This window comes from Candidatus Hepatincolaceae symbiont of Strigamia maritima (genome assembly GCF_055505085.1).
On the sequence record NZ_DBKDTU010000100.1, the window covers coordinates 1 to 11,633 of the forward strand.

An 11,633-nucleotide genomic window follows, 5' to 3' on the forward strand; every position below is an offset into this window, starting at 1 on the left:
TTGTTAACTCTAAGAAGAAGTAATTCTTAATACTCTTTTCTTACCTTATTTTTATAAATAAAAAGAAGCAAAAATACTTTATTATTTATGCCTTTAGTTTAAATTGTAATTTGTATAATCTACTAAAGTTAATGGCTATGCTTAAGAAAAACTCTCTAGCTTCAACAGCATCTGCTTCTGGTATCATAATTTGATAACATCTGATTGCCCACTCTGTGGCATCAGTATCGTTTGTATAATATCCGTTTTCCTCTACTAAGGCTTTTTTTACATCTTCTTTTAATATAAAAAAGGTTTTTTCAGTTATCCTTCTACCATTAAATTCTACATATTTATATTCTGGTTGTGTATATACTGTTAACATTGTTTAACTCCTTAAGTTATTAGGTTAGGTTTATTTTTATGTTGGAACAATAGCTTCCCACCCCCTTATTGCAAGTGAAATGCGACCTAAAAAGATAAAAATAAGCATATTTATAATTATAGCCTGCTTATTAGGTTGGTTAAGTACTAAGGATTGTAGTTAAAAATAAGGAGTTCCTGTACTCTTTTAGCTGGGGCGGTAGAGACCGTGTAAGTGGTTTGTACTTCTTTGATTAGGTATTTTTTAAATATTTCCCTAATTTCCGGTTTATCATTGATTGATAAGATGAACTTGCCTGTTATATTTTCTAAGGTGTTCGCTAATCTTTGAAAATCATCTCTCTTAAATAGGTTCTTCCCGTAGTAGTTTTCACAACCAAAATATGGTGGGTCTAGGTAGAAGAGTGAAGATTGTGTATCATAGCTTTTTATAAACTTCTCAAAGTCTAGGTTTTCTATAACCACACTACTAATTCTCTTATGTACTGCTTCTAATCTTGGTAGTAGTTTTAGCATATCAAAACGTGCCGGTCTCTGCCTTTGTATTCCAAAACTTTTACTATCTGCTTGTCCACTAAATACTAATTTCTGTAAATATAAAAATCTTACTGCTCTCTCAATATCTGTAAGTATTTGCGGAGGTATAATTAGAAGCCTGTTAAATTCTTCCCTACTGCTTATTTGATAGTTTAGGGCTTCTACTAAGGTTTTGTAGTGTCTCTGCAAAACCCTAAAAAGATTTACTATCTCAAAGTTAAAATCATTTATTACTTGCACTCAACTTTGTGTTTTCTTTTTAAGAATACATTCCCCATCCCAAAGAAGGACTCTGCATATAAAGTATGTTCTGTATTTCTTATATACTCATCTATGGTTTTGGATAGTAAATGTTTACCTCCTATCCAACTTAGTAGGGTATCTATTTTTTTAATCTGTTCCTGTTCTGTTTCTAAATTGTATTTAGTCATAGTTGTTCCTTTGTTTCTATGTATTGGATTCTCAAAGTAATTCTGTTTTATGTAATGCTATATTTTTATGGCATTAATTCTAGTAGAATAGTATTCACCATCAAAGATATGTTTGGCTTGGTTAATGGTGTATTTTCCTACAAAGTCTTGGTATAGGCCTATATTGTTTAGTTGTATCTGTAGTCCTGCTTGTAGGTTAGGATTACCTACTACTACTAACTCTATTATCTCTGCTTCTTTTATTTCTTGATATTTTGCTTTTACTAGTTCTGTTAATAATTCTTGGTTGTACTTGTTATTTAGGTGTAAATAGGGTTCTGTTCCTAGTTTTAGTTCTTTCTTACTACCTGCACATAAATCCCAATAACTTGCTTTTACTCCTTGATATATCTTATTAGCAGTATCATATCTATGAATGCTTAGTATCTCTGTATCTTTTATATTTAAAGTGGTTTGGGGGTTGCTTTTACTTATGAATACAAGTTCTTTATCCTTAATATTCGCTATAGCATAATAGATTTCACTTAATTCTGCTAGTACCGTTAAATCTGTCTTATTTTCTTGTAAATAGTAAGATATTTTCTTAGTTGCTAAGGCATTATCAAGATTTAAGGATAAATTAAAGGAAGTAGCTAGGGTTTTTAAAACATCCTCAAGGCTTTTATCAACAAATACCCTATTTTGTTTTGTTCTGCCCTTGTTTAGATCTTGATATATTGCTTTAATTGTGATAGTAGAACTATTATTATTTACAAACTCTACATGAAACTGTCCCATCTTATAGTTGTTGATTACTAACTCTATAGTTCTTTTATTCTCCGGGCATTATCTTTAGGTATTTCTAGATCTAGTTTGCTGTTATCTAGGGTTATATTAAGAGTATCTAGTTGTAGTGTGCTATTATCTTCCAGCGTAAAACTTATAATTCTACTACTTGCGACCTCACTTAATTTATTGTTGATGTATACTTGGTAATTCATTTTATAGTAGCTTTATTCTTTGCATGGTTTGTACCTGCGTTTCCGGTAATTCAATGACTGTACCTACTTTTAAGTAAATATCTTGTTCATATAAAAAAGTGTTCGCTAGTAGTACTTTTTCTAAATATCCCACTGATGAGCCGTAGTGTTTATACACAATCTCATCTAGTGTTTCGTTATTACGTCGTACTTTATACTGCATTTATCTTCTCTAATTGATCTTTTCTAAGAGTCATACTAAAAGGTAGCTTTAGGGCATTATCCTGATAGATAAAGTTTTCTTTTGAATAATTAAATTCTAAACATACAGCCTTACCATAGGACTTTACACCCTGAGCAATATTTCCCGGAATGCTTCACATTAGTGCAAACTCTGCCCCGTAACTACAAGTAAGGTCAAAGTTTGTGATGAGCTCCATAATATCTTGTTGTTGCTTGCTTACTGTCTGCTGAATTAATTTATCAATTGAGTTTAGAGCTTTAGGATAGATTGTTCCTGAGATTTCTATACTTTGTTTGTTATTCTTCCTATTAAACTGCTTACCGACTTGGGATTGTTCATTACATTGAAACTCATTCTCAGGATTACCCCACCCATAAGTATTACTATACCCTATTGTGTCAGGGTTAAAATTAAACACTGTGAACTCAAATAAAGTCTTCTTTAGCTCATTGAGCTTTTTCCAAGTATTACCCTTGCAATCTTCGATTTGGGCATGGTATTTATCTACCTGCATGGCTATTCTAGTGCCGTGTCCTCCGATATCACCGTTTATTATATTATCTAGCATTTTTTCTTTTCTTTCTTTCTAAGCTTTTATAAAGACACTAGTGCCACGCTTAACAAAATTTTTATAACTTAAATTACCGAGTCAAGGGATTAGTACCTTGCGGGTTTTATGTCCGAGCCCTGCTACCCTACCCTTAACTTGTCATACTACTTAGTTGTTGTTCTTTTAGTCTTTTTATTACTAATTCAGCAATACTATGTGCATTTAGATTATTTTCACTTATATTAAAAGTATTGTTATAGATCATTGAACCGTTACTTCCCTCACTATTTTTAGTAGTAGAAGTAGTAGGATTAAGAGTTTTAAGTTCTTTTTTTACAATAGTATTAGCCTTGTTATCTTCTATAGTATTAGCTTTATTACCTCCCCCAAAGAAACTCTTTACTTTCTCAAAGAGGCTAGTTATGGGGTTAAGTAACCCTTTAATCCACTCAATGCAGTTACTAACTCCTGACTTTATATTCTCCCACAAGTTGCTAAAAAACTCACCAACCGGCATCCAATTCTTGATTATTAAATATCCTATTCCTACCAGAGCTGTTATTCCTGCTATAGCCCAGCCTACAGGCCCTAACATTGCTACCCACATTACCCTAAAAGCTATGGATAATTTCTTTAAAATTGTAGCAACTATAGCTACTTTCTTTAATTTACCCATAATTCCTATAAACCACATCACTCCCTTACCTGCAAAATATACTGACTTTCCTAACCAAATAAATGATATTGCTAAGATTTTACCGACTGCTAGTATTGTGAGCAACCCACTAAAAGCTAAACCTAGAAAAAAGAAAGTTTGTGCCAACTTTTTATTAGTTTTTACTAGCTCTACTCCCCAGTTTATCCAGGGTATTATTTTATTTATTAACTTAGTAATTAGTGGGATTACTGCTTTTCTTAAGGCAACTGAGAGTTGTGTAAACGAAGCACTAAGTTTATTAAGTTGTACGTTAAAGCTTTTGTAATGCCTCTGCCCCTCTTTATCTACAATATTCTTAGAGTTCTCTGTTACATCTTTAAGTTTCTCATTATAACTGCCTAAAGACTGTAACAGCGGTAGAATAGCATTTTTACCCTCATCTCCGAAGAGTTTCTGTATGGCCATGGCTTTCTCATCTACACTTAAATGATTTAAACTACTAGCTACTTCTTTTAACCACTTACCTAAATCAAGGCTCCCATCAAATGCCCTGGGAATTTCTATACCTGGTTTTTGGGAAGCACTACCCATTTGCCTGAATACCGCATTAAGTCCGGTTCCGGCTCTGCTTCCTGTTACTCCGGCATCGTTCAACACCCCAAGTGCAGTGGCGGTTTGCTCAATTGGTAATTGCATAGCAGCAGCGGAGGCTCCTACCATAGCAAAACCTTCTCCTAGTTGATTAAAATCTTTAAATTGAAACTTTATTTGAGTTTTAGTAAGTATTTTCCCAACTCTTTTCATCTCAACCCCGAAGTTCTTTGAAGCAGTTGCCATTACACTAGCTACACTTGAGGCATCACCTTTAGTAATTTTAGCAACCTCAATTACTACCTTAGTTCCTTTTAGTGCCTGCTCCTGACTTAATCCGGCTGATAATAAGTTATATCCGGTATCTGCGATTTCTTGGTAAGTTGCAATCCCAGTTCGCTCTATTTTGGCAAAGAATTCTTTAAACTTTCCTAAACTTTTATCTCCTCCTAAAGCAGTAGCTATATTAATGTTTAAGCTCTCTCGTAAAGTAGCTTCTCTTAATGCTCCTTTTAATTTAGCAATTACACTGCCGGAACCAACTAACATAGAAAAACTTGTTGCTAATTTACCTAAAGATAATCTGCCGGCTTGTGCTACTTGGCTAGTCTCTTGTAAACTTTTAGTACTATCTTTTATAGCTTTAGTTGCACTCTTACTACTCTTCTCAAGCTTAGCATTAACTATAGGTAACCCCCGCATAGATTTCCTAACTTTGCCTATGGGTTGTGAGGTTGCATCTATTGCTACTATCTTTACTATTGCTTTTAATTCACTCATGCTTTATACTTTACTTATTATGAAACAGTTTTTTATTAATATTGTTGCTATTATCCACATTATCTTCCTACTTATTGCTCTACCTTCTAGATATCTTTACTACCGCAGAAAAACTATCTCTTATTGGGTAGATATTTTTTTTGAAAGTAGTCACTCTTGGTATATGATTAAAGCTTATATTGCTTTTCCTATTTTAGGTATATTGTTATTTATACTTCTTGGAGCTTTATTATATAATTTCCCAACATTTGAAGCTTATGCAATTGCTTATTGTATTGCTTTTTTATTATTTATGATTTATTTTCTAGTTTTCCATTTTATTGTAGCAATGAAAGAAGAAAATAGAAAAAGACAAACATGCTAAACCAAACTATTCTTAATCCTCTCTCTGAGTAATTCTCTGTATTTTAGTGCCTCTGTTATTTCTAATTCCAGTATCTCAAAATAGCCCCATTTATAGTAATATGCCAAGTCTGCTACTAACTCTTCATAGTTTCTTGGGGCTCCCTGAAAAAACCTACCGCTACCTCCTGCAATTTTACATAATCACTAAATTCTAATTCCTCAATTGCTAAATCCGGTACTCCGCTTAATACTGCAATTAATTTTATATTCTCAGACATTGAATTTACTTCAAAATTAATACTCTTTAAATCCTTAACTTTAGGACTTTTTAGGGTTACTTCCTTATAAATTACATTATTATAGGTTACTGGGTAAGTTAAGCTTACCGTGATGTTTTTGTTCATTTCTTTATATTCCTTTCTATTAAACTTCTGCCTTTATGGCAGACTTTATGTGTTTCTTTAGCTGCCTACTTTTTATGAATAAAAAGTAACACTTGTGTTCCGCAAAAACACTTTGTCAATTATTTTCCCTAGCAAGCCTCGCAACGCAGGCTTGCCAAGAAAGGGTTAAGGGCGTGTCCTTACTGCCCTAAGGCTTTGTTTTGTTTCTCAAACTGGTTAATTCCTGCTATAATATAGGTATTAGTTAAGGGTTCTATTACAACATATGGTTTATCATTTAAATTATAAGTATATGCACTAAGACTACCTTTTATTTTATAAGTGTTTTTCTCTGCCCTCTTTATTGTTCCCATGTCTACCTCAGAGAATCTACCTCTCATTATTATTAATATCTCATCTACATCTTCTCTATTGCTTTCCTGATAAGCCCTAAAGCTTAATAAGTTTCCTATTGTATTATTTAATAAGCCATGCTGGACCCAAATATTAAAATCATGGGCATATAAGGTAATCTCTGTCTCTAATCCTAAACATACAGGTACTACAAAACTACCTATATTCACATCTTCTATTTTCTCAGTGATTTTCGGTAGGGTTATCTCTTCCACATTAGAACCGCATCAAAGCCGTTTATGTATAATCTAAAATCTTTTATGATTTTTGGTATTATTGTCATTTTATTTTCCTCTTTTTTCTTCTTTTCTATTCCTTACTTTTATGAATAAAAGTAAGACAAAACACTTTATTAATTTATTCTACTCTGGCAAAGCTCGGCACAGCTTTGCCAATAGTTAGTTAAGAACTTCAGTATAATAATTATTATTTCTATAAGCTTTAAAGGTTAGTCTCTCTAAAGGAGCTGATGGTTCTGTATCAAAACTCACGATTAATTTCCCTTGTTCTAACCCTTCTTTAGTATTATCTTCTATGTCTATCCAAACATTAGCTCCGATTGTTGCTCCCTGAGATATTAACCTATTTAAGTAATTCTGCACATTACTTCTGATATCATTAATTAAATTCTTATGGAAAATTGGCATAGCTATTGCCCATGCTAAATTACTCTCAAGTGCATCATAAACCGCATCTACGGTTCTGCGAACACTTAGGTAATGACATTTATTATCCTTACTTGGGCTTCTATTACCCCAGAGTTTGAAACTACCACCGCTAAATACAATGGTTGCTACTCCTGCCTCGTTCAATAGGTTTGCCTCACAGTTAGGATCACTTATATTGAAGTCTATTGGTCTGTTAAGTTCTACTATGCCTTTTACTTCCTTATTACTTGGGGAATGCCAAAAGCCTAATTCTGCATCAGTTCTTGCCATAATCCCTGCTACTAATGAACTGGAACTTAAGATTTTGGGCGTGTATTCAAAGCTTGGTTTATGGCTTGGGTCTATGATATATGCACGACTAGAACTTAGATTACCTGCAAAAGCTATAGCCTCTGATTTGGTAGTATTCGGTCCGTCAATTATCGCTACTCCCCTTAGTGCTTCTGCTACCTTAATTAGGTTTGTAACAATGGCATTCTGCTTTTTCTCTAAAAGTACAATTGAACTGAAATAAGGTGCTAGTAGTATCTTTGGTTTTACTGCTACTTCTGTCTCTGCCCTTAAGAGAGCAAACACCCCACTATAGTCTAACTCATCTCCTGCTAAGTTCTTGATGGTTTTTTCCGCATCTACTGCTGTATCTTTTACTTCCTCCTTAACCCTTATTACCACACACACAGGACTTGCCTGATTATAGATACTCCGCAGTGCTGAGGGTAGCGTACCCTTATCTCCTAAAGTCTTAATCTCCTGTATCTTAGTTACTAATACCGGGGTATTTAGCGGATATTTACTCTTATCTAAGCCCTCACCTGATGCCGTTCACCACACCGATTACTGAGGTTGAAGGAGTTGTGATGGTTCTACCCCCACTCTCTACCTCTATTATCTCAATTCCGTGTAAATATTTACTTTGTTCTGCCATTGGTTTACTCCTTATTATTATTTTTTATGTAAATTTTGGAAATAGATAATCTCTTAATTCCTGTTGTTTTGCTTTATAATGTTCGTTTATTTTATTCTTATTTTGCTTATACTCAGTGCTTATTCCTGTTGCCTTACCATTATATACATTCTCATTTTCTTGTAACCTCCTGCTTAATTCTCCGCTTAATTCCTCATAGGATTGCATTCCGGTTGCAGTTATGAGTATTATTACTGCGTATAAATCTTCATTAAGCTACATATTATTAAGTTTTTCTACGAATCTCTCGTATGTCCCTACATTAGTTAATAAATCAGGTGTATAAAACTCTCCACCACTTTTAAATATTTCTATATCCCATAGTGAGTTATTATCAAGGGACCTTAATAAGCCTTCTTCTATTTCTTGTTTCTTCCTAGCAACATCATTCCTTATTCCGGTGGTGGCATGGTTTTTTGCTTGGGTGTTTGCTACTATTTTCTGATTGTATGCTGTGGTCTCTTCTGTTAGCTTCTTATTCTCATTCTTGGTTAGGTATTCAGAAATTTTTTTTAAATCTTCAAATGCTTCATATATCGGATTAAAATCTACCTCCTTGTTTTGTAGTTCTTTTATATCTTTAAGTAGTTTATTATCTTCCTCTGCCCTGGTTCTTGTTTCTTTCCCTAATTCTTCATAAACCGGGGTTCAGTCTACCTGTTTATTCTCTAATGACTCTATTGCTTTATTGTGTTTTTATCTGCTTCCTCTCTGTTTACTACTTCCCTATCTAAACTTAATTGGGTTACAAATATCTGTTCACTTAGTTTTATTTCTATATTATTTGTATTCTCTAGTTTTAGTACAATTGAAAATATACTCTCAGTCCCTACCCCCTCACTTGCTACCGGTCTATATTGTTCAGGTATCTTAACTACCACAATTAACTCCTCATCCTCATCAAATATCCCTAACTCTCTTATGAAAAACCCCTCACTTATAGGTGCAGTTGCCCTCAATACACACTCAACTACCAAGTTATTATCATTGCTGTATTTTGAGTTGATATAGTCTCGATACTTTTCATCAAGCAATGCTGTGATTTTAGGATTAATGAGCACAGGGTGACCTCCCTGCTGACCTGCCCTACCGCGAACTTCTCTAACTTTAATGGCTTCTCTACACTTGCTCCTGCTATTTTTGCTAAGCCTATTTTGTTATTACTACATTATTTGTTTCCATGTTATTACCTATTTCCTATTATGCTTGTTATTTTCTTATATTTTTGTTATACTTAATCTTACATAAGTGAGTTTTATACTATGACTATTATTTCTGTAAAATTATATAGAGCTTTAAAAGAAGCTGGTGTTAATGAAGAATTAGCAGAACAAGCCTCTGAAGAGGTTATTAACTTTGATAAGAAACTTGATACTGTTAATAATGATTTAAACAAAAAGTATGATATACTCAATGCTACATTCAATATCATAATTGGTTTAATGACTGCTACTTTTATTATGATCCTTTGTCTTTTTATACAAATTCAGGAAAAAAGAAATAAAGAATATAAAGAAAGAACGGAAATTTTGAACAGGACTAAAACCTTTGAACCTTTGAACGAAAGAAGAGATAGAGAATATAAAAGAAAACTGGAAATTTTGAACAGTACTGCCCACTATGATCCTGAGAATGAAGATGACATGGTGGAAAAACGAATACTGGAAAAGGCTATTAAGCTAGGTGTTTATGATCCCAACTTTGATCCCAACCAATAAAACCTTTGTATTTTTGACTAGCTATTTATATCCCCACCAATAAAATTACGTCCGCTATTAATACATGCAGTTAAAACCGAACCACTACCCATTGCAGGATCTAAAATAATATCTCCCTCTTTAGATATTGCTTCTATTAAACGAAAATCTCATGAAATAATCACCCTTTTCCTTATCATTACACTACCACCTACATAAAATCCTTTATTAAAAGCTTATTTCTTGATGATTTTTAAATGTAATCCCAGTCTTTTTACTTCATCTATCAACTTATAAATTGCATTGTACTGTTCCTGTGAATAAATTATCTCATTCTCTAATAAAATAATCTCTGCTGTTCCTTTCTCTATATTATCTTTCTGCCACCACTCAGTTAGGGTACAGTTTAGATTTAAATCTTTTAATACCTGCTTTAAACTTTTGATAGTTCCTTTCTTCTTATTAACTGCTAAGGCATTTTGGCAAACTTCTCTCTTCTGTGCTATACTCCAAGAACTATCCCATTGGCTCACACCTAAACAAATTGCTAAATACGCTAATAGGTCTGCTCTACATTTACTCGGATTCCAAAAGTTCTTGATAACTTCTATGGGAAGTTTTTCAAACTCTCTCATTAACTCTTCCAGCACCAGTATTAAGTCTGTTTGGTAACTTTTGGGGAGTAGGGAGTATTTATTGTTCATTACTAGCCTCAACTACTTTAATCTCTGTACAATACGGTGCTTGCTTTAAGCTACATTTTATCTCTTGTTTGGGGTTGATTATCTTATATTCTGCCACTAAGTCTAAAAATGCATTGCCTTAAATCCCAGCCTCAGTTATAATGCCTCCTAATTTATGTTCGCTACTTGTATAATTTTTTAGCTTTTCTCTAATTTCCTTAATAAGATTTGCCTTATCTAGTGCTATGTCCGCCTTAAACTTTATCTCTAACTCAAGTTTATATTCTATAATCTTGGCACTATTAACTCTTATTTTATCTCCCATTGGGGGTATATCTTCTGCATTGAGCTTCTCTGCTACTTTTGTGATTAATTCCTTACTAGCTTCTCCTTTCTCAAAGTAACTTAATACTGTTATCTCTATTTCCATTGGTGTTGTGGAAATTGCACTGATATCTTTTACTTGGCTATCTGCTAGTTTGCCATAGTATATGTATGCACTCCTTGGTCCGGCTACAGATAATCCCTTTGGAGCTTCTAGTACCCTTTTACGAAGCTCTTCGTCTGTTTCGTATACTGCCAGGGTTGGGGGAATACTGTTTTTATCCTCCGGAGTGATGAGCTTTCTCTTGATCTCAAAGAGTAATGCCAGAGTATCTAAATCACTACCCTCTGCAGATTGTATTCTTACTGCATCTATTGACTTATTTATTCGGTTTCTTAGTAAAAGTTCCCGATATGCTGCTATTTCCAATAACGCAATCGCCGGGTCGCTATCCACAATATCTTTATATATTTCCGGTAGTAACTCTTGTAACTTCTGCTTTTTCTCTGTTAAGATTTTAGCAATTGATAATTCCTCAACTATCTCTGCTTTATTTAAGTTCAACATTAGCTGCCTCACCTTCCCTCATATTGTCACTGTTGTAGCGTATTTCCGTGCTTAAAGTACCCTTACTATTGCTTAATAATGCCTGTTCCACTCTAATTCTTGGATCACACTTATTTAGCGAGTTTATTATCTCCGCAGACAACTGCATCCCTACACTATTCAGAGGGGCATCTATATAACTCCCAACATTACACCCGAACTCCCGGTTTAATACCCTCTCTCCCTTTGGAGTTCTCAGGATTAAATCTATACTCTGTTTTAGTGAGTTTTCTTTACTTATTGCTTTACCACTGTTAATATCCATCATTCCCTACACCACGGCTACTTGCCCGTTATTATTGTAGCGGGACAAATTAAATGGGAATTTGGGAATTTTTAAATGGGACAGATTTGCAGGAGATTATGAATTCTATTTAATCGTTAGAATAATATATTATATATTTTTCTCTTTAAATTGTTATAGAAGTGTAGCGG

Annotated in this window: 18 protein-coding genes; 2 read left to right on the forward strand and 16 right to left on the reverse strand. The window is 33.7% G+C overall.

Going from position 1 to position 11,633, the window contains the following annotated elements:
- Positions 1-85: 85 nt before the first annotated feature.
- The 7 genes from ACQCX0_RS02375 to ACQCX0_RS02405 all read right to left on the reverse strand — a co-directional run bounded on the left by ACQCX0_RS02375 (position 86) and on the right by ACQCX0_RS02405 (position 5,113).
- Positions 86-364, reverse strand: a complete 279-nt coding sequence (locus tag ACQCX0_RS02375) for a hypothetical protein (RefSeq protein ID WP_462562560.1) — start codon at positions 362-364, stop codon at positions 86-88.
- Positions 365-510: 146 nt separating this feature from the next.
- On the reverse strand, positions 511-1,089 hold the full coding sequence (locus tag ACQCX0_RS02380; protein ID WP_465029869.1) for a DNA adenine methylase: 579 nt from the start codon (positions 1,087-1,089) through the stop codon (positions 511-513).
- 41 nt (positions 1,090-1,130) lie between these two features.
- Entirely contained in the window at positions 1,131-1,331 is a 201-nt protein-coding gene (locus tag ACQCX0_RS02385) for a DNA adenine methylase (protein WP_462562563.1), read from the reverse strand.
- 57 nt (positions 1,332-1,388) lie between these two features.
- A complete protein-coding gene (locus ACQCX0_RS02390; protein ID WP_462562565.1) occupies positions 1,389-2,108 on the reverse strand; it encodes a phage late control D family protein in 720 nt (239 codons plus the stop codon).
- Positions 2,109-2,312: 204 nt separating this feature from the next.
- The gene (locus ACQCX0_RS02395) at positions 2,313-2,513 is read right to left on the reverse strand and encodes a tail protein X (RefSeq protein WP_462562567.1); all 201 of its coding nucleotides are present in this window, start codon (positions 2,511-2,513) and stop codon (positions 2,313-2,315) included.
- A gap of 154 nt (positions 2,514-2,667) precedes the next feature.
- Entirely contained in the window at positions 2,668-3,102 is a 435-nt protein-coding gene (locus tag ACQCX0_RS02400; RefSeq protein ID WP_462562568.1) for a hypothetical protein, read from the reverse strand.
- 133 nt (positions 3,103-3,235) lie between these two features.
- Complete coding sequence (locus ACQCX0_RS02405) at positions 3,236-5,113, reverse strand: phage tail tape measure protein (RefSeq protein WP_462562569.1); 1,878 nt, start codon at positions 5,111-5,113, stop codon at positions 3,236-3,238.
- Positions 5,114-5,132: 19 nt separating this feature from the next.
- On the opposite strand from ACQCX0_RS02405, the gene ACQCX0_RS02410 reads away from it, so the two are divergent.
- On the forward strand, positions 5,133-5,477 hold the full coding sequence (locus ACQCX0_RS02410) for a hypothetical protein (protein ID WP_462562570.1): 345 nt from the start codon (positions 5,133-5,135) through the stop codon (positions 5,475-5,477).
- Between the two features lie 115 nt (positions 5,478-5,592).
- On the opposite strand, the gene ACQCX0_RS02415 is transcribed toward ACQCX0_RS02410, so the two are convergent.
- The 5 genes from ACQCX0_RS02415 to ACQCX0_RS02435 form a co-directional block, all read right to left on the reverse strand.
- Positions 5,593-5,862 (reverse strand): phage tail assembly protein, encoded by a 270-nt coding sequence (locus tag ACQCX0_RS02415; RefSeq protein WP_462562571.1) that lies wholly within the window; start codon positions 5,860-5,862, stop codon positions 5,593-5,595.
- A 179-nt stretch (positions 5,863-6,041) separates the two neighbouring features.
- Positions 6,042-6,470 (reverse strand): phage major tail tube protein, encoded by a 429-nt coding sequence (locus tag ACQCX0_RS02420; RefSeq protein WP_462562572.1) that lies wholly within the window; start codon positions 6,468-6,470, stop codon positions 6,042-6,044.
- A 183-nt stretch (positions 6,471-6,653) separates the two neighbouring features.
- Entirely contained in the window at positions 6,654-7,601 is a 948-nt protein-coding gene (locus ACQCX0_RS02425) for a phage tail sheath family protein (RefSeq protein ID WP_462562573.1), read from the reverse strand.
- Positions 7,602-7,872: 271 nt separating this feature from the next.
- Entirely contained in the window at positions 7,873-8,055 is a 183-nt protein-coding gene (locus tag ACQCX0_RS02430) for a hypothetical protein (protein ID WP_462562574.1), read from the reverse strand.
- Between the two features lie 509 nt (positions 8,056-8,564).
- Positions 8,565-8,999, reverse strand: coding sequence for a phage tail-collar fiber domain-containing protein (locus tag ACQCX0_RS02435; RefSeq protein WP_462562579.1), 435 nt, complete (start codon positions 8,997-8,999; stop codon positions 8,565-8,567).
- A gap of 150 nt (positions 9,000-9,149) precedes the next feature.
- Here ACQCX0_RS02435 and ACQCX0_RS02440 point away from each other — a divergent pair, with 150 nt between their 5' ends.
- Positions 9,150-9,605, forward strand: a complete 456-nt coding sequence (locus tag ACQCX0_RS02440) for a hypothetical protein (RefSeq protein WP_462562575.1) — start codon at positions 9,150-9,152, stop codon at positions 9,603-9,605.
- Between the two features lie 17 nt (positions 9,606-9,622).
- On the opposite strand, the gene ACQCX0_RS02445 is transcribed toward ACQCX0_RS02440, so the two are convergent.
- The 4 genes from ACQCX0_RS02445 to ACQCX0_RS02460 all read right to left on the reverse strand — a co-directional run bounded on the left by ACQCX0_RS02445 (position 9,623) and on the right by ACQCX0_RS02460 (position 11,466).
- On the reverse strand, positions 9,623-9,742 hold the full coding sequence (locus ACQCX0_RS02445) for a DNA methyltransferase (protein ID WP_462562580.1): 120 nt from the start codon (positions 9,740-9,742) through the stop codon (positions 9,623-9,625).
- A gap of 78 nt (positions 9,743-9,820) precedes the next feature.
- Entirely contained in the window at positions 9,821-10,288 is a 468-nt protein-coding gene (locus ACQCX0_RS02450) for a phage tail protein I (protein WP_462562576.1), read from the reverse strand.
- Between the two features lie 118 nt (positions 10,289-10,406).
- The gene (locus ACQCX0_RS02455) at positions 10,407-11,159 is read right to left on the reverse strand and encodes a baseplate assembly protein (RefSeq protein ID WP_462562577.1); all 753 of its coding nucleotides are present in this window, start codon (positions 11,157-11,159) and stop codon (positions 10,407-10,409) included.
- A complete protein-coding gene (locus ACQCX0_RS02460; protein ID WP_462562578.1) occupies positions 11,143-11,466 on the reverse strand; it encodes a GPW/gp25 family protein in 324 nt (107 codons plus the stop codon). Before ACQCX0_RS02460 ends, ACQCX0_RS02455 begins: the two co-directional genes overlap by 17 nt.
- Between the last annotated feature and the right edge of the window lie 167 nt (positions 11,467-11,633).